At 59.8% G+C, this 16,283-nt stretch carries 19 protein-coding genes and 1 tRNA gene; 12 read left to right on the top strand and 8 right to left on the bottom strand.

Features of this window, described 5'->3' with window-relative positions; genetic code table 11:
- Positions 1-5: 5 nt before the first annotated feature.
- From AC1ATL_RS10165 to AC1ATL_RS10195, 7 genes are all read right to left on the bottom strand, one after another.
- A complete protein-coding gene (locus AC1ATL_RS10165; RefSeq protein ID WP_432624422.1) occupies positions 6-329 on the bottom strand; it encodes a type II toxin-antitoxin system PemK/MazF family toxin in 324 nt (107 codons plus the stop codon).
- Entirely contained in the window at positions 326-886 is a 561-nt protein-coding gene (locus AC1ATL_RS10170) for a Panacea domain-containing protein (protein WP_432624423.1), read from the bottom strand. The genes AC1ATL_RS10165 and AC1ATL_RS10170 overlap by 4 nt, the downstream gene beginning before the upstream one ends.
- Positions 887-1,024: 138 nt before the next feature.
- Positions 1,025-1,294, bottom strand: a complete 270-nt coding sequence (locus AC1ATL_RS10175; RefSeq protein WP_432624424.1) for a Txe/YoeB family addiction module toxin — start codon at positions 1,292-1,294, stop codon at positions 1,025-1,027.
- A gap of 5 nt (positions 1,295-1,299) precedes the next feature.
- Complete coding sequence (locus AC1ATL_RS10180; RefSeq protein WP_432624425.1) at positions 1,300-1,554, bottom strand: type II toxin-antitoxin system RelB/DinJ family antitoxin; 255 nt, start codon at positions 1,552-1,554, stop codon at positions 1,300-1,302.
- A 160-nt stretch (positions 1,555-1,714) separates the two neighbouring features.
- A complete protein-coding gene (locus tag AC1ATL_RS10185) occupies positions 1,715-2,086 on the bottom strand; it encodes a HepT-like ribonuclease domain-containing protein (RefSeq protein WP_476570132.1) in 372 nt (123 codons plus the stop codon).
- Positions 2,083-2,667, bottom strand: coding sequence for a helix-turn-helix domain-containing protein (locus tag AC1ATL_RS10190; RefSeq protein ID WP_476570133.1), 585 nt, complete (start codon positions 2,665-2,667; stop codon positions 2,083-2,085). Before AC1ATL_RS10190 ends, AC1ATL_RS10185 begins: the two co-directional genes overlap by 4 nt.
- A 146-nt stretch (positions 2,668-2,813) precedes the next feature.
- Positions 2,814-3,134 (bottom strand): hypothetical protein, encoded by a 321-nt coding sequence (locus AC1ATL_RS10195; RefSeq protein ID WP_476570134.1) that lies wholly within the window; start codon positions 3,132-3,134, stop codon positions 2,814-2,816.
- Between the two features lie 198 nt (positions 3,135-3,332).
- On the opposite strand from AC1ATL_RS10195, the gene AC1ATL_RS10200 reads away from it, so the two are divergent.
- From AC1ATL_RS10200 to AC1ATL_RS10255, 12 genes are all read left to right on the top strand, one after another.
- Positions 3,333-4,382 carry a LacI family DNA-binding transcriptional regulator gene (locus tag AC1ATL_RS10200; RefSeq protein ID WP_476570135.1) on the top strand — a complete coding sequence of 350 codons (1,050 nt, stop codon included), beginning with the start codon at positions 3,333-3,335 and terminating at the stop codon, positions 4,380-4,382.
- A gap of 212 nt (positions 4,383-4,594) precedes the next feature.
- Entirely contained in the window at positions 4,595-5,551 is a 957-nt protein-coding gene (locus tag AC1ATL_RS10205) for a nucleoside hydrolase (protein WP_476570136.1), read from the top strand.
- A gap of 147 nt (positions 5,552-5,698) precedes the next feature.
- Positions 5,699-7,147 carry an MFS transporter gene (locus tag AC1ATL_RS10210; RefSeq protein ID WP_476570137.1) on the top strand — a complete coding sequence of 483 codons (1,449 nt, stop codon included), beginning with the start codon at positions 5,699-5,701 and terminating at the stop codon, positions 7,145-7,147.
- A gap of 265 nt (positions 7,148-7,412) precedes the next feature.
- The gene (locus tag AC1ATL_RS10215; protein ID WP_476570138.1) at positions 7,413-8,405 is read left to right on the top strand and encodes a ribokinase; all 993 of its coding nucleotides are present in this window, start codon (positions 7,413-7,415) and stop codon (positions 8,403-8,405) included.
- 78 nt (positions 8,406-8,483) lie between these two features.
- Positions 8,484-9,497, top strand: coding sequence for a ribose-phosphate diphosphokinase (locus AC1ATL_RS10220; protein ID WP_026646897.1), 1,014 nt, complete (start codon positions 8,484-8,486; stop codon positions 9,495-9,497).
- A gap of 343 nt (positions 9,498-9,840) precedes the next feature.
- Complete coding sequence (gene rpsF, locus AC1ATL_RS10225; RefSeq protein WP_003810120.1) at positions 9,841-10,128, top strand: 30S ribosomal protein S6; 288 nt, start codon at positions 9,841-9,843, stop codon at positions 10,126-10,128.
- Positions 10,129-10,169: 41 nt separating this feature from the next.
- Complete coding sequence (locus AC1ATL_RS10230) at positions 10,170-10,835, top strand: single-stranded DNA-binding protein (protein WP_476570139.1); 666 nt, start codon at positions 10,170-10,172, stop codon at positions 10,833-10,835.
- A gap of 64 nt (positions 10,836-10,899) precedes the next feature.
- Entirely contained in the window at positions 10,900-11,148 is a 249-nt protein-coding gene (gene rpsR / locus AC1ATL_RS10235; protein ID WP_003810112.1) for a 30S ribosomal protein S18, read from the top strand.
- Between the two features lie 19 nt (positions 11,149-11,167).
- On the top strand, positions 11,168-11,614 hold the full coding sequence (rplI, locus tag AC1ATL_RS10240) for a 50S ribosomal protein L9 (protein WP_026646899.1): 447 nt from the start codon (positions 11,168-11,170) through the stop codon (positions 11,612-11,614).
- Between the two features lie 587 nt (positions 11,615-12,201).
- Positions 12,202-12,275, top strand: a tRNA-Lys gene (locus AC1ATL_RS10245).
- Positions 12,276-12,509: 234 nt separating this feature from the next.
- Complete coding sequence (locus AC1ATL_RS10250; protein ID WP_432624720.1) at positions 12,510-13,241, top strand: MIP/aquaporin family protein; 732 nt, start codon at positions 12,510-12,512, stop codon at positions 13,239-13,241.
- 246 nt (positions 13,242-13,487) lie between these two features.
- On the top strand, positions 13,488-14,405 hold the full coding sequence (locus AC1ATL_RS10255) for a DUF3152 domain-containing protein (RefSeq protein WP_476570141.1): 918 nt from the start codon (positions 13,488-13,490) through the stop codon (positions 14,403-14,405).
- Positions 14,406-14,534: 129 nt separating this feature from the next.
- Here AC1ATL_RS10255 and AC1ATL_RS10260 read toward each other — a convergent pair whose 3' ends face one another.
- Complete coding sequence (locus tag AC1ATL_RS10260; RefSeq protein ID WP_476570142.1) at positions 14,535-15,749, bottom strand: glutamyl-Q tRNA(Asp) synthetase; 1,215 nt, start codon at positions 15,747-15,749, stop codon at positions 14,535-14,537.
- Positions 15,750-16,283 lie beyond the last annotated feature (534 nt).

The raw sequence follows: 16,283 nt of genomic DNA on the forward strand, positions 1-16,283 counted from the left end.
GTGGGTCAATGGAATTGGTACTTCATCTGCAGCTCAATGCGATCATAGGGAGAAAGCTCACCGACGTATTCGCCAAGTGCGCTCAAAGGAATCTTGAGTAATCTCCGGTATCGGACTGCGGATGCGCGATTAAGCCCAGCCTCTTCCCAATTATTGATAAGCAAGAAATCCGGGAAATTGGTTTTGCCGACTTGCGATGTCACATAAATCACCACGCAACCGTCTTCGGTGATTTCCTTGATTACAACAGGTCGATATTTCCCGTTTGTCGGATCCTCTCGAAAAGGAAACCAAACCCTCCAAATTTGCCATGGGCGTACATCAGTCAATCTTCTTCCCATCCTTCGGGAAGAAGCGGATGTCCGGACGCGTCGAGCTTGGCAACCGTCACCTGATTGTCGGGCGTTGGATCCTTATCGATATGCAATGGCGAGCGCTTCACCCATTCATTAATGAGTTCGCAGGGGATTTCGTTGTTTTGGTTGGGCTGATACACTTTCGACCATGGGGTGTCTGGCTTGTGCGTCATGCGCATCAGGCCTGTTGCCGAATAGTCTCGCGCATAAGTGCGATATACGTCGCATAGGAGTTCCAGCACTTCTGGCTGGATTGTTTGCCAGTCGAATGGTTGGGCGACTTTGGTGATGGAATCTCGTTGGTATCCCTTGAATGTTCGGTAGACGTCTTTTACGACAGGACCGTATTTCCATGCTTCTAGGGGTGTGTCGAAGAGTGGTTTGCCGAAGCGTTGCAGGCTTGCCGCTTGTGCGAAGAACAGCAGTTTGTTGAGTTTCATGTTGGTGATGCCGTCATCTTCTTCCGGATCGCCTTCGTTGGCGGTGGAGATGAAGAAGTCCGCTACGTCCATAACGTTCATTAAGGCCATGATTCACCTTTCTGCGTAGTGGCTTGCAGTGTATAGAAGCATTTCGATATAAAACATTTCAGCATACTTCGTTGCGGGTTTCAAGGCAAATTCGTTATTGATGTAAAGCTGAATGGGGGTAGGGCTTCGTTTGGAACGTCAGGCGCTGCCGCAGTGGGTTCGGCATGCGATGATTTCGAGCGTTCGGTTCTGGCTGATGCGGTAGACAAGTCGGTTTTTCTGGTCGATGCGACGTGACCAGAATCCCTGAAACTCCCACTTCAGTGGTTCTGGCATGCCGATGCCTTGATCGGCGCCGTTGCGTTCGATGTCTTTGATGAGCTGATTGATGCGCTTCAATGTTTTCTTGTCTTGGGACTGCCAGTACAGATAATCGTCCCAGGCGTCGTCGGTGAAGGTTTTGAGCATTGGCGTCATTCCTCGATGAGTTCATGGGGATGGGCGTCTTCGGAATCAAGCTGCGCGACGCTATGACGCAGATGATTCAAGTTCTGCGCCGAATAAAAGGGGTCGGCGGTGACCTCGAACGGGATGCGGCGCTCGCGAACCATGGTTTTTGCGAACATGGCGAATGCGGCGCTCATGCTGATTCCCAGTTCCTTGCACAGCGCCTTCATGGCCTGCTGTGTTTCGCTGTCCAAACGCACGTTGACTATTGCGCTGCCCATGAGTACGCTCCTTTTTGAACTCGTGAAACTATCTATTGTATAGATAATCACTATACAATGGATAGTGTTTTATGTCGAGCGTTTTATCTGTCGGCAGGTAATGACGGTGAATGATGGCGGGGTGGCGGTTCTTTGTGCGCAAGGCCAGTGGACGTCAACGTCAGTCTTCGATGGAGTCGACGTAGGGGCGCAGTTTGGCGAGGAGCGCTTCGGCGTCGGACGTGGCCGACTCGTACAGGGCGAAGGCGTCGATGCCGTCGTATTCGTGCGCGATGACGTTGCGCAAGGCGCGCAGCTCATTCCATGGAAGCTGCGGAACCGTCTCGCGGAAGTCGTCGGAAAGCCGTCGTGCGGATTCCTGAGCCTGCACCATATCCATCGCCACGGAATTGAATCGCATGTAATCGGATTCAAGCTTTTCTGCCGAGTCGGCGGTCGAAGCGTCGTCGTGCGCCCGTTGCAGATGCTCGACGAGGCGGATGAGGTTGGTTTCGTCGCGGAACCGCTGGTCGGTATGTCTGCGCGTCATCATGCCACCCTGATCATATCCGGCTGGATGTGCCGGTAGAAGCGTCGGCTCGCCCGGCTGCGTTGCGCGTTATGCTGCAACGAATCCAGCGAAGTGAGCGATACTTCCCGTCTGAAGGCGTCTTCCAATTCGCGTTGCAGCGCCTCTCGGCGCATCATGTTGAGGTGGCTGCCTGCTTCGGGCCGGTAAAGCAGGTCGATGTCCGAATCGGCATCGGCTTCGCCACGCGCCGTGGAACCGTATACGTATACCTCGCTGAGACCGTATTTTCGTGCGATTTTGCCGATGATGAAGCGTATGGCGGCGATTTCTACTCTGCTGTTGCGCGCGTCTTCGCTGCGTGTTTCGACGGACGTGTTGCCATTGCCGTCATTGTTGCCATTGTCGGAGGGGTCTCCGGCGTCACCGGAGCCGCTGGCCGACAGTGAGCGCAATGCGTCGTCGTATCGTTGCAGGAAATCCTGTGTCGGGTTGCCGCCTCGTTCGGCGCGTGAAAGAGCCGATTGCGTGGTGCCCATCGTTGCCGCCACCTGGTCTTGGCTCAGTTTGAGTTGGAGCCGTCGTTGCTTCAGTTCCTCAATCATGCGCATGCGTTTAGTATAGCGTAAATGCTATATGCAGTTTTGCTGTATGCGATTGTTGCGTGATTGTCGCGGCTGGGTCGGGGTGTGCTGTGCTGGGGGTGTTGGGCGACGGTTCTTGTGTGCTGGATGTTGGATGACGGTACTTGTCATCTGTCTGCGCAGGGCTGTCCGGTGTTGTTCCGGTTGTGGCCTCCGCTGCTGGCGCTGCGTTGGCGGTCATGCTGATGGTTGCGGCAGCGGTTGCGTCGCCGGCTCTGCGATCGTTCGAGGTCGCGGTCGAACAGGGTCCTGTCCGCGGGGCTTATGGTGAGGGTTTCGTTGTTCGCCGCCTGCTGCTCGTTCGGTGGCTGCGCCGTTTCGTGAGTATCGTTCATGGTGATTGCCATTGCCGTCAATGCGATCGTTGCAGTGGCGGCGACGGCGGTGGCCGCGATTGCCGCGGTCGCCTGGGCCTGACGCTTGTTCATGGGTTCCTTCCGCTCTTCCGCCGCTTCGCGCCTATGCGTCTTGCGGCGTTCCCCAAGATAGTGCGCGAAGCGGAGTGTCATGGAAATAAGGTTGGTGCGATTCGGCTTGAAGCGAATGCCGTCCCGTCGCGGTCTTCGCGCGCGTCTTGGGAAAGCGACGTTTTATGCTGTTAGGGCAAACGTTTTAAGGGGGTTTTGATGGCGCGCAGGGCAACGCTGAGGGATGTGGCCGCGGCGGCGGGGGTTTCCGTGACCACGGTGTCGCTGGTGCTCAACAATCGTCCGGCGCGCGTCTCCACGGAAAAACGCGAGGCGATCGCGCAGGCCGTGAAACGGCTCAATTATGTGCCCAACCAGAATGCGCGCAGCCTGGTCACCAGACGGTCCAAGCTCGTGGCGCTGATCGTGCCCGACATCGAAAACCTGTTCTTCGCGGCGCTTTCCAAATGCGTGGAGGATGAGTGCGCCGCGCAGGGGTATTCGCTGATCGTGGCGAATTCCGACGATTCCCGTGCCACCGAACATGACCTGCTGCAACGGCTGTCGTCGCGTGGGGTGGATGGCATCCTGCTGATTCCCGCGCGCGAATCCTGTTCCGACGGTGTCGGCGCCGACCTGCGCGCGGACGTGGAACGCATCACCTGCCCGGTGGTGCTGATCGACCGTCTGTCCCGATGCGGCTGGTGCGACGCGGTCGGCTTCGACAATTATCTCGGCGGGCGATTGGCGGCGCAGTACCTGCTGGAAGGCGGACATAAGCGCATCGGCATCGTGACCGGCGATGTGGCGGAGTCGAGCGCGGCCGACCGGCGTCGTGGTTTCGCGGATGCGCTCGAGCAGGCGGGGGAGCGGCTTGATCCCGCGTTGTGCGTCGCCGGCGACTACCGTTTCGCCAGCGGCTACCGTGCGGCCGACCAGATCATCGACGGCGGCGCCACCGCGGTGTTCTGCTGCAACGATGTGATGGCGCTCGGCTTCCGCCAGCGCATGGCGGAGCGCGGGCTGCATGTCACCGAGGACATGCAGGTCATCGGATACGACAATATTCTGAAGCGATTCGGCCTGGGATGGCGCATGACCACCGTCGAGCAGAGCGTGAGCGATCTCGCCAAGGCCTGCTGGGACATGCTGGGCGGCCGTATCGATGCCGTGGCCGACGGGAGCGGCGCCGGCGCGGACCGTCCGTGGCTTTCCGACCCGCAATCGAAGGTGCTGACGCCGAAACTGGTGCAGGCCGCCTGCGCGTAATCGTCCATCCTCCGTGAAATCTGCAAAATCATCGTTCGGAAAAAGTACGGACACGCTGTCTTTCTGTCGATTTTGTTTTTTTGATAAAACGTTTTATCATTGACTTGTGAGCGAAATCGAGAACGTGCTCGGATTCGCGTAAAACAACCGACGATAATGGGCCGTGTGGTGGCGGACCCTCGTCGGATCCGTCAATGAGGAAAGGCACAACCATGAAGAAACTCATTCTTGATCTCGATACCGGCGTCGACGACGCGCTGGCCATCTCCTACGCGCTGGGCAGTCCGGAGGTCGAACTCATCGGCATCACCGGAACCTACGGCAACGTGCTCGTGGAACAGGGCGTGCGCAACGCGCTCGCCATCACCGATCTGCTCGGCCATCCGGAAGTCAAGGTCTACCAAGGCCTGCCCCATTCCAGCACCACCGACTCCTTCTCCGTCCTGCCGATATCGGCCTTCATCCACGGCAAGAACGGCATCGGCGACGTCGCCATCCCCGACTCCAATCGTTCCGTGGAAAGCGAGCCCGCGGTCGACTTCATCATCGACGCCGTCAAAACGTACGGCAAGGACCTCATCTACGTGCCGACCGGCCCGATGACCAACATCCAGGCCGTCCTGAAGAAGGCGCCGGAAATCAAGGACGAGATCGGCGGCATCGTGCTCATGGGCGGCGCGCTCACCGTGCCCGGCAACTGCAACGCCTGCATGGAGGCCAACATCTCCCAGGACCCGGAGGCGGCCGACTACCTGTTCCGCTCCGGCGCCCCGACCACCATGGTCGGCCTCGACGTGACCCTGCAGACCCTCCTCACCTACAAGGAGACCAAGCGCTGGCGCGACCTGGGCACCAAGGCGGGAACCTTCCTCGCCGACATGACCGACTTCTACATCAAGGCCTACGAGACCACCTCCCCGAACCTGGGCGGATGCGGCCTGCACGACCCGCTCGCCGTCGGCGTGGCCGTCGACCCGACCCTCGTCACCACACTGCCGATCAATATGAAGGTCGACCTGGAAGGCCCGACCCGCGGCCGCACCATCGGAGACATGGACAGGCTCAACGACCCCGTCAAGACCATGAAGGTCGCCGTCGGCGTCGACGTGCCGCGATTCCTCGACGAATTCATGACCCGCATCACCAACCTGGCGAAGAGCGCCGAGTGACGTTCTGGCGGCAGGCGACGGCAACCTTCGACGCAACTGTCGACGGCAACCATCCGCAACTATCCATGGCGTTCATAAACGGCGTTCATTGACGGCATTTATCGATGACATTTATCGATGGCATCTATTGACGAAAAGAGAATAATCATGACCACTGAAACCGCCGTGACCACGGCGAAGGACCCGTTCGACGACCCGGTCACCAGCAACAAAATGGCAGTCCGGGCTCTGATTCCGCTGCTCATCACCTTCGTGCTCGGCACCCTGTGTCTGCAGGGATTCAACCTGGTGTTCCAGCAGGTCGGCGCCGACGTCGGCGCGCCGAACCAGGCATCCCTCATCACCGCGTTCCCGAGCATCGTGCTCGGCATCGTGTGCTTCATCTACGGCTCGCTGGGCGACTTCGTGTCGCTGCGCAAACTCGTCACCGTCGGCCTGGTGACCCTGTTCGTCGGCTCCCTGTTCGGCTTCGTCGCCAACTTCTTCTTCACGGCGAACCTGTGGACCGTCATCCTCGCACGCGTGCTGCAGACCGCAGGCGAGCAGGTGGCCGGCTCCGCCTTCCTCGTGGTGGCGACCAAATACCTGCGCAACGACCTCAAGGTGATCTTCTTCGGACTGTTCACCGCCGCCTACCAGCTGTCCGCATCCATCGGCGTCTTCGCCGCCGGCATGCTCAGCTCCATCGCCTGGCAGTACCTGTTCCTGATCCCGTCCGTCACCATCCTCTTCCTGCCGATCCTGCTCAAGACCCTGCCGTCCAAGAGCGGCAACGGCCAGAAGGTAGACGGCTTCGGATTCGTGATCTTCGGCTTCGCCACCGCGTTCCTCACCCTGTTCTTCTCCTACATGGCATGGTGGATGCTGCTCGTGTCCGTGGTGCTGTACGTGGCGTTCGGCTTCTACATCAACAAGGCCTCCAACCCGTTCATCACCCCCGCGTTCTTCAAGAACACCCGCTGGCTGCGCGCCATCAGCCTCATCCTCGTGTTCTACTTCGTGAACTACGCGCTGAGCCCGATCTTCAACGCCATCGGCACGAACATCTACCACATGACCACCACCCAGGTCTCCCTGCACATCGTGTGGGCCTTCGTGGTCGCCGCCATCGTGGGCACCTGCTCCGGCATGATCATCGGCAAGATCGGCATCAAGGCAGGCCTGGTGACCGCCGGCACGTTGATGTTCGTGGGATGGACGGGCGCCGCGTTCAGCGTGAACAGCGGATTCGTGGTCCTGACCGTGTGGGCCTGCGTGTTCTACGCCGGCTGCGGCATGATGTACTCGCCGATCGTCTCCACCGTGCTGGGCACCATCGAAAAGGATGAATCCGGTCGAGGCGTGGGCATGAACGATTTGGCCATGAACGTATCGCCGTCCATCGGCATCGCCATCATCGGCAGCCTGCTCGGTTCCAACGCGCTCGCCGGCCATTCCATCACCGGTGCCACTGGCGTGGCGGCCAACTACTCCAACCTGATGCTGATCGCGGCCGGAACCGCGCTGCTCGGCCTGATCGTGTTCTTCATCTTCCGGAAGAAGATCTACGAAGGCAACCACGCGCTGGAAAACGACAAGGCTACGGAAAGCAAGTAATCGCATTCAGCGCAACAACTGCGGTGGTCGCAATATCCACGCCTGCCGTCGGTTTCGCGGCCCCCATTCTGCCAAACCGACGGTGAGTCGCTCTTGAGCGTCGGTTTGGCAGGTTGGGCTCTGCGAAACCGACGGTGAGGTGAGTCTGAGCGTCGGTTTCGCGGAATGGGAGCGATAAGACCGACGCTTGGGACCGGCATGACCTTACATGGGCCGCAATATCTCGTACAGCATCGCAAGAAATCGCAAGAAAGGGAAGACAATCATGAGCGCAACCGAAATTCTTTCCGCGTTGGACCGCATCCACGGCACTGTGTCCGTGATCGGTTCCATGAATGCGGACTACACCGTCACCGCGCAGCGCCTGCCGGGACCGGGGGAGACCATCACCGGCGGTCCGCTGCAGTTGCTGCCGGGCGGAAAATCCGGCAATCAGGCTGCCGCGGCCGCACGCATCGGCGCCACCGTGCAGATGTTCGGCGCGGTCGGGTCGGACCGCAACGCCGACTTCCTACTCGGAGCGCTCGGCGAGGCTGGCGTCAACACCACACACGTGCGCCGCGTGCTCGGCCCGTCCGGCACCACCGTCATCACCGTGGACGCGCAAGGCGAGAACACCATCGTGTATTCGCCCGGCTCCAACGCGCAGGTGACCGTGGACTACGTGGAATCCGTGCGCGACGCGCTCACCCGCTCCTCGGTGCTGGGCCTGTGCCTGGAAAGTCCGATCGAAACCGTCACCGCGGCCGCGCGCATGTGCCACGAGGCGGGCGTGAAGGTGCTGCTCAACGACTCGCCGTTCACCCCCTCCTTGCCGGTGGAGCTGGTTGAAGCATCCGACATTCTGCTCGTCAACGAGCATGAGATGGCGCAGCTGCTCGGCATCGCGGAGCCGGAGGACGACGATTGGGACGCGTTCGACTGGCGTCACGCGTTCGACGAGTTGCGCGGATTCGGCTTCGAGCAGGCGATTGTGACGCTCGGCGGCGACGGTTCCGTGGTGCTCGACGGCACGGCGGACGATCCGGAGCATCGCATCCGGCGCATCGCTCCGGTGCGGGTCAAGGCGGTGGACACCACCGGTTGCGGCGACTCGTTCATGGGTACCGTGCTGGCCGGCTTGGCCTCCGGCATGACGTTGTCGCAGTCCGCGGAACTTGCCTCGTACGTGTCGGCCTACGCGGCCACCGGATATGGCGCGCAGGCGTCCTACGGCACCGCGGCACAGATCCGCGAGGCCTTCGCCGACGGGGAGTGAACCGCGTGGCGTGGGCACCCACATTGTTATATTGGAGTTTGGCTTAATTTCACGCACCGAACAATTGGGAAGGCAAGCATGTCGGCGATTCTCGAAGGCACTCCGGATAAGAAACTGGCTTTGGTGACGGGACGCGCGTACCCCGAGCAAGCCGAGGAAACCGCGAAATATCTGGGAACCGATGTCCTTGAGACCACCGCCTACGATTTCGCCAACGGCGAGATGTACGTGCGTTACACCGAACCGGTGCGAGGCGCGGACGCCTTCGTGATGCAGGCCCACACCGAACCGATCAACAAGTGGATCATGGAGCAGCTCATCATGGTGGACGCCATGAAGCGCGCCTCCGCCCGCTCCATCACCGTGGTCGCGCCGTTCCTCGGCTATTCTCGTCAGGACAAGAAGCATCAGGGCCGCGAGCCCATCACCGCGCGTCTGATGTTCGACCTGTTCCGCTCCGCCGGCGCCGACCGCATCATGACGGTCGACCTGCACGCCGCCCAGGAACAGGGCTTCTTCGACGGCCCTGTCGACCATCTGACCGCCATGCCGATCCTGCTCGACTACGTGCGCAACAGCATGCCGCTGGAGAACACCACCATCGTGTCCCCGGACGCCGGCCGCATCAAGGTGTCCGAACAGTGGGCCGCGAAGCTCGGCGGACTGCCGCTCGCCTTCATCCACAAGACCCGCGACACCACCCGCCCGAACCATGCCGAGGCACATGGCATCATCGGCGACGTGAAGGGACGCGACTGCGTGGTCGTGGACGACATGATCGACACCGCCGGCACCATCTGCGAGGCCGTGCGCACGTTGAACAACGCCGGCGCGAAGTCCGTGACGCTCGTCGCCACCCATGGCCTGCTGTCCGGTCCGGCCGTGGAACGTCTGCGCGACTGCGGCGCCCGTGAGATCGTGCTCACCGACACCGTGCCGGTGCCCGAGGAGAAGCGTCTGCCGAACATGACCGTCCTGTCCGTGGCTCCGCTGCTGGCGGCCGGCATTCGTTCCGTGTTCGAATCCGGTTCCGTCTCCACGCTGCTCAACGGCCTGCCCGAGGACATGCGTCCGCGCAACATCTACGCCTGATTCCTGTTCCCGTAAGTTTCCGAGTTTCCGTACGATTTCGGTATTTCGGTACTTCGATACGATTCCAACACGATTTCGTACGGTTCATTATCGGATTTGCGCCGGCTTCGCGATTGTTCCGCGCCGGCTGCCGATTAAGCCCCGCCGAAAAGCGGGGCTTTTTCCGTATGGTTTTCGCTACCGGCCAGTCCCTTCGGATACGTCGCGGCGTCGGGTTAGTCTGTACAAGTTGCCATCAGCCGTATTCATATATCCGTCATGGCTATATCGATGCCTGAAGGCAGCTCGCATACACACTCCTGCCATGGAAGGTCCATGGCCGATAGTCCGAAGGAGGTGGGTGATGTCTGCGCATAAGTACGAACTGATGTTCATTGCTGATCCTGAGCTGGATGAGCGCGGTCTGAAGAAGCTGACCGAGCAGTATCTGGAAACTGTCACCAAGGAAGGCGGTGCCGTCGAGAACATCGACATCTGGGGCCGTCGCAAGCTTGCCTACGAAATCGCCGGCAAGACCGAAGGTAACTACGTCGTGGTCAACTACTCCGCTGAGCCGGCCACCAGCGACGAACTCGATCGTCTGCTGAACCTGAACGAATCCGTCATCCGTACGAAGATTCTTCGCAAGTAAGTAATCCAAGCTTTTTTAAGTTGCAAGGTAGGTAGAACGTCATGGCAGGCGAGACCGTAATCACCGTTGTGGGCAACCTCACATCCGATCCGGAAATCCGTACCATCGGTAGCGGCGCGGCCGTGGCAAGCTTCACGATTGCCTCCACTCCGCGCAACTGGAACCGTAATACGAACCAGTTCGAAGAGGGACAGACCCTGTTCCTGCGCTGCTCCGCATGGCGAGACATGGCCGAGCATTGCGCTCAGAGCCTGTCCAAGGGCATGCGTGTGATCGCGCAGGGCCGTCTGCAGCAGCGTTCCTACCAGGCGAACGACGGTTCCCAGCGAACCGTCATCGAAATGCAGGTCGATGAAATCGGTCCGTCCCTGCGCTACGCGACCGCCCAGGTCAACCGTGTTTCCAGCGCCAATGGCTATGCCGGCAATCGTGGCGGCAACGGCTTTGGCGGAAACAACGGCGGATACCAGGGCGGCGCCGGTTACTCCGGTGGCGCCGGATATCAGGGGAATGGCGGCTATCAGGGCGGCGCATCCGCTCCCGCGAACGCCAATCCCGCTCCGGCCGCGCCCGCACAGGCCGCTCCGGCCTCGGATCCATGGGGCAGCTCGGATAATTCCAACTCGTCCTTCGGTTCCTTCGGCGCATCCCAGTCCTTCGGAGGCTCCTCCGAATTCGGCGGGGATAGCGACGAACCGGAATTCTGACCGGATCGCAACGAACCAAGCAGCTTAATCACAGCAATTTCCAGATTTTAAGGAGAACATCAAGATGTCACGCAAGAGGCCGCAGCCGCCGGTCAAGCCGTTTAAGAAGAAGCCGAACCCGCTGAAGGCGGCGAAGGTCACCGAGATCGATTACAAGGACGTCGCCCTGCTGCGCAAGTTCATCTCCGATCGCGGCAAGATCCGTTCCCGTCGTATCACCGGCGTCACCGTGCAGGAGCAGCGCGAGATCTCCAAGGCTATCAAGAACGCCCGCGAGATGGCCCTGCTGCCGTACGCCACTTCCGGCCGCTGATCTTAGAGAGGTTTGAACAATGGCTGAAACTAAGGTTATTCTCACCAAGTCCGTCAACCACCTGGGTCACCCGGGTGACGTCGTGGCCGTCAAGTCCGGCTACGCCCGCAACTACCTGTTCCCGCAGGGCCTGGCCTTCGCCTGGTCCAAGGGTGCCGCCGCCCAGATCGAGTCCATGAAGCGCGCTCGTCTGGCCAAGGCCGTCGCCACCCGCGAGGAGGCCGTTGCCGCCAAGGGAATCATCGAAGGCACCACCGTCGAAATCGCCGCCAAGGTCTCCGAGTCCGGCAAGCTGTTCGGCAGCATCTCCGCCGAGAAGATCGCCATCGCGCTCTCCTCCAAGGTCGAGGTCAACCCGAAGAACATCACCGTTGAGCCGATCAAGACCACCGGTGACTTCCCGGCAACCGTCGCTCTGCACCCGGAAATCTCCGCCAACTTCTTCGTGAAGGTTGTCGCTGAGTGATTTCACCCCATTCGCCGTTGGAGCCCATTTCGGGCCGACGGCGAATGACTTCAGGCTGAAACACGTCTGAGCTTAAGCACAGAAATCCCCCGTACCAATTGGTGCGGGGGATTTTCTGTTGTGATGGCCTGTTTTGGCGGCTTTCATTCCCTGCAGTCTTGTGTGAGTTTCGTCTTACGTGGGTTTTCGTCTTGCATGGGTTTCGTCGTACGCGGGTTTCGTCTTATGCGGGTTTCGTCTTATGCGGGTTTCGTCTTGCACGGGTTTCGTCGTGCATGGAGGAACGTTGCCTCTCGTATTCCGACACATCCCATATCTCGACACATCCCATATCTCGACATGTCCCGTATCCCGACACGTAAAGACGACACAATAATGTGAAGAAATTGTGATTACTTGGATATGGATGGCAATTTTCGCGCCGAGAAACGTCGGGAAGCATCATTTTTACCGAAATCAGCAATTTGCTGAAAACGTTGGAAAATAGCGGTTTTGCGATTGCGACACGCCGAAGGTTGCGTTCCTCTCGAATCTGAGTATATTTACTCCATGTGCTCAGCGAGAACAAAAACCTCGCCAAGACCAACGCCCCTTTAGCTCAGTTGGTTAGAGCAGCTGACTCTTAATCAGCGTGTCCAGGGTTCGAATCCCTGAGGGGGCACAGACAAGACCCAAGCCAATGGCTTGGGTCTTTTTGTATTCCGGCAGGCGTGTTTCTAATGTTCCCAATGTTTTCTGCCCTGCAGTCCCATTGAAGCGACCTTGGTAATCGCAGGACTTCCGGTGCCGGGAGTATGGTAATGCGCTGTTGTCCGCTTAGAGCGGAATCGCAACACATCTCGAATCGCACGAATCGCAAGAATCGTCAAGAGAAGAAGCAACAGAGGAAACAGCAGTGGAATACACACTTTTCACCAAACTCGCCGCGGAATTCGTCGGCACCGCCATACTGATGGTCTTCGGCAACGGCGCTGTCGCCAACGCGGAACTGAAAAACACCAAAGGCTACCATGCCGGCTGGCTGAACATCGCCATGGGCTACGGTTTCGGCGTCATGTTCCCGGTGCTCATGTTCGGTGGCGTCTCCGGCGCCCACATCAACCCGGCCATGACCATCGCCCAGGCCGTCAACGGACTGTTCCCGTGGAACGAGGTCCTGCCGTACATCATCGCCCAGCTGCTCGGCGCGCTCGTCGGCCAGCTCATCGTGTACATCACCTACTACCCGCACTACAAGGACACCGAGGACGCTGAAGCCATCCTCGGCACCTTCTGCACCACCGACGCGCACAACGACCGCGTCAACTACTTCCTCAACGAGTTCTTCGGCACTTTCATGCTGGTGCTCGGCGCGCTGTGCTGCCTGTCCCTGCCGTGGGGCAAGGCCGACCTCGCCGCCGCCTCCATCGTCGTCGGCTTCATCGTGTGGGGCCTCGTGACCTCCATGGGCGGCCCGACCGGCCCTGGCCTGAACCCGGCCCGCGACCTGATGCCGCGCCTGCTGCACGCCATCCTGCCGATCCCGAACAAGGGCGACTCCCGCTGGGGCGAGGCTTGGATCCCGGTCGTGGCTCCGATCCTCGGCGCCATCGTCGGCGCGTTCCTGTTCAAGGTGCTGTTCGCCTGATCGGCGTCTTTTAATCCAAAGACCCGTGGTTTTCTTCGGAAGCCCCGGGTCTTTTGCGTATGTGGCGGATTGTGGCGGGACTGCGGCGGACTGTAGCGGAATTGTGCCAGCTGTGCCGGATTTACGCTAGATTCACGCCAGATTAGGCCGGACTGTGGCGTTCCCCCGCGGATAAACGCCCGCCGTATGTTGGCTGACATTGCTACTCTTGCCAAGAGAGAGGTTGCCGTATATGAAGGGGTCGATTTGAAGCGGATTCGTCGTATTGTTCGCGCGCTCGATCCAAGAGCCTACGCCAAAATGAGCCGTCGTGAACGGCTCGAGGCGCTTCGTATCCGCCGCGTCACGGCGATGGTGCTGGTCTTGTTCCTTGTCGTGGCGATGATGACGTCGTGTAGCGTGCATGCGGTGTCGGTACGTATGTCGTCGCGCACGCAGACGACGGCACAGGCGGAAAAATCGACGGCAAGCACGAAGGGCGATGGTGGAAAGTCGTCCGGAAAAGCACATCGTGCGACGGCTGAAAGGCAAACATCCGGAAAGCAATCGTCCGAAGGAAAGACGCAGGAAGAGAGCGCCGTGGACAAGGCGTTGCGCGCGCAATCGGCGGTACTGAGCGACGAAGACAGGAACAGAATCCTCGACCAGGCGCAGAAGGTCGCGCAGAACAGCGGTAATCCGGTTGTCCATTACCATTATTGCGTCGCGACCAAGGGCGATGTCGGATCGGTCGACGATTTTGCCAACGCTGCGTTCCGCATCCTCAACGATGAGCATGGCTGGCCGCGTGCGGGCGCGGTGTTCGAACGTTCCACCGACGGCAACTGCGATTTCGATCTGGTGCTGTCTCAGGCGTCCCAGATGCCGTCCTTCTCCCCGTCGTGCTCGGTGGAATACAGCTGCAGGGTCGATCAGAACGTGATCATCAACGACGACCGTTGGAAGGGCTCCGTCCAATCATGGCTGGATGCCGGCGGCAATCTGGCCCGGTATCGCGTCATGGTGATCAATCATGAGGTCGGACATCGCCTGGGGCATATCGACAATGAGACCACTTGTGCGGGCGAGGGGCAGTTGGCACCGCTGATGCAGGAGCAGTCCATGCATCTGGACGGCTGCAAGGTCAACGAATATCCGCTCGATTCGGAATTGTGGATCGACTGACCGCACAGCGGATTAACTGACCGTTCCGCGGAGCGACTGACCATACTGACCATACCGGCCATACTGACCATACGACGGATTGGCCGACCGTGACGGCGGGTCAACTGGCCATACCGGCGAAAGGCGTTCTCACAAACCGAAATACGCGTCGAAATCGTCTTGGCTGATACTGCGGTCGGCCGTGTCGGCGCGCACCTTGCCCCAATCGAACTCCTGCAGCGCCTCAGCCGCGCTCATCGGCCGTGGCGCGGTATGTACCCGGTCTCCCTGCAAGCCAAGCAGCCATGCGCAATAGCCGACGACCTGTTCCGGCGAGACGCCGTGCGCGCGCAGCACGCCCATATCCAGCGAGCGCTCGCGTTTGGCGAGCCGCCTGCCTTCGGCGTTGTCGATGAGCGGCAGATGCGCGTAATGCGGGTTTTCCGGGGAATACGGCGATTGCGTTGCCGTTGCCGTCTGTGCTGCCGCTGTCTGTGTTGTGTGCGATTGGAATCCCGCCGCGATGAGCGCTTTGCGTATGGCGATTTGCAGTGCGTTCGACCGGAGCAGGTCGCGGCCGCGCACGATGTCGTCGACGCCCATGTCGAGGTCGTCCACGACCACCACCAGTTGGTAGGAGAACAGTCCGTCGGCGCGGCGCACGATGGTGTCGCCGATGTCTTGTGGCAGGTTGAATTCCTGCCGTGCGAACACTTCGTCGTCGAAGCGGATGGTGGAGTGGTGGTTTGCTTTCTCGGGCATGGCGATTCGCAGTGAATGACGGTCGCCGTTTTCCAAGCGTTGCCGCACGGTGTCGGGATTGCTGGCGATGATGCGGCGGCAGGTGCCTGGGTAGACCATGAAATGGTCGCCTTCCTGCGGTGCGGAGGCTGCGCGGATGTCGGCGCGCGAGCAGAAGCAGGGGTATATCAGCGGAATCGCGGCGGAAGCGGTGTTGTTTTCCGTTGGATCGGGAGAAGCGTGGTGTGGGCCGTCGGCGGAATCGTGTGTATCCGTGCGATCGCAAGTATCTGCGGAATCGCGTGCAGCCGTGGAATCGCGCGATTCCGTGGAACCATATATGTCGTTGACCGTCATGCGTTCCAAGCATCGCAGGGCCTCTTCGTACAGGTCGTGCCGTGCCGATTGGTACACGGGATCGCCGTCCCAGTCCAAGCCGAGCCATCGCAGATCGTCCATCATCAATTCGGCCGCTCCGGGCACGACGCGCGGTTCGTCGATGTCCTCGATGCGCAGCAGCATGCCGTCGCCGCGGCTGCGCGCGGATAGCCATGCGCCGAGCATCGCGTAGATATTGCCGATGTGCATGCGTCCGGATGGGGTCGGGGCGAAGCGGCCTGGCATGATGGCTCCCTTTCTGTCTGGCGGCGTCGGTCTTGCGTTGGTCTTACGCCGGTACGCCGTTCGTATTCCGCGCATAAGCCGGTGCTATTGACGTTCGTGATATATGCAACTGTACCTGCATGGTGGAGCGTCGATGGATATGCTTTGGAAAATCGGCAGATTTCGGCCGTTTTCGGTTGTTTTCAGCCATTTTCGGCTTGCCGTGCGGTTTACTATGCGGCCTTGTATCGGATGTGTCTATGTGATATGTCTCACAATCCGTGGAAAGCTTTTGTGGATGGCGGTAGTGGGGGTCGTGTTTTGACTGGGGTGTGTATAAGGTGGTATGTGCCGGGGCAGACCGGCAAACAATTAGGCAGATCCGGAACCCGCGGAAACAGTGGGGAATGGATAATAAAAGGGGATTACAAAAATGAACCGCACCCCGATTGTTGGACTGAAGAAATTCAGATTCAATGATCGGAGGTGCGGTTCTTTCGTATGCGCGAGGATCGAAGGAAACACTACGACGACGGGTTCCGGCGCGAGGCACTG

It is taken from the genome of Bifidobacterium sp. LH_743, assembly GCF_056355775.1.

Bases quoted from the DNA above. Each gene is read 5' to 3' on its own strand.
- AC1ATL_RS10170 (WP_432624423.1), bottom strand. From the start codon at position 886: ATGGCCTTAATGAACGTTATGGACGTAGCGGACTTCTTCATCTCCACC.
- AC1ATL_RS10175 (WP_432624424.1), bottom strand. From the start codon at position 1,294: ATGCTCAAAACCTTCACCGACGACGCCTGGGACGATTATCTGTACTGG.
- AC1ATL_RS10180 (WP_432624425.1), bottom strand. From the start codon at position 1,554: ATGGGCAGCGCAATAGTCAACGTGCGTTTGGACAGCGAAACACAGCAG.
- AC1ATL_RS10185 (WP_476570132.1), bottom strand. From the start codon at position 2,086: ATGATGACGCGCAGACATACCGACCAGCGGTTCCGCGACGAAACCAAC.
- AC1ATL_RS10190 (WP_476570133.1), bottom strand. From the start codon at position 2,667: ATGATTGAGGAACTGAAGCAACGACGGCTCCAACTCAAACTGAGCCAA.
- AC1ATL_RS10195 (WP_476570134.1), bottom strand. From the start codon at position 3,134: ATGAACAAGCGTCAGGCCCAGGCGACCGCGGCAATCGCGGCCACCGCC.
- AC1ATL_RS10200 (WP_476570135.1), top strand. From the start codon at position 3,333: ATGGCGCGCAGGGCAACGCTGAGGGATGTGGCCGCGGCGGCGGGGGTT.
- AC1ATL_RS10205 (WP_476570136.1), top strand. From the start codon at position 4,595: ATGAAGAAACTCATTCTTGATCTCGATACCGGCGTCGACGACGCGCTG.
- AC1ATL_RS10210 (WP_476570137.1), top strand. From the start codon at position 5,699: ATGACCACTGAAACCGCCGTGACCACGGCGAAGGACCCGTTCGACGAC.
- AC1ATL_RS10215 (WP_476570138.1), top strand. From the start codon at position 7,413: ATGAGCGCAACCGAAATTCTTTCCGCGTTGGACCGCATCCACGGCACT.
- AC1ATL_RS10220 (WP_026646897.1), top strand. From the start codon at position 8,484: ATGTCGGCGATTCTCGAAGGCACTCCGGATAAGAAACTGGCTTTGGTG.
- rpsF (WP_003810120.1), top strand. From the start codon at position 9,841: ATGTCTGCGCATAAGTACGAACTGATGTTCATTGCTGATCCTGAGCTG.
- AC1ATL_RS10230 (WP_476570139.1), top strand. From the start codon at position 10,170: ATGGCAGGCGAGACCGTAATCACCGTTGTGGGCAACCTCACATCCGAT.
- rpsR (WP_003810112.1), top strand. From the start codon at position 10,900: ATGTCACGCAAGAGGCCGCAGCCGCCGGTCAAGCCGTTTAAGAAGAAG.
- rplI (WP_026646899.1), top strand. From the start codon at position 11,168: ATGGCTGAAACTAAGGTTATTCTCACCAAGTCCGTCAACCACCTGGGT.
- AC1ATL_RS10260 (WP_476570142.1), bottom strand. From the start codon at position 15,749: ATGCCAGGCCGCTTCGCCCCGACCCCATCCGGACGCATGCACATCGGC.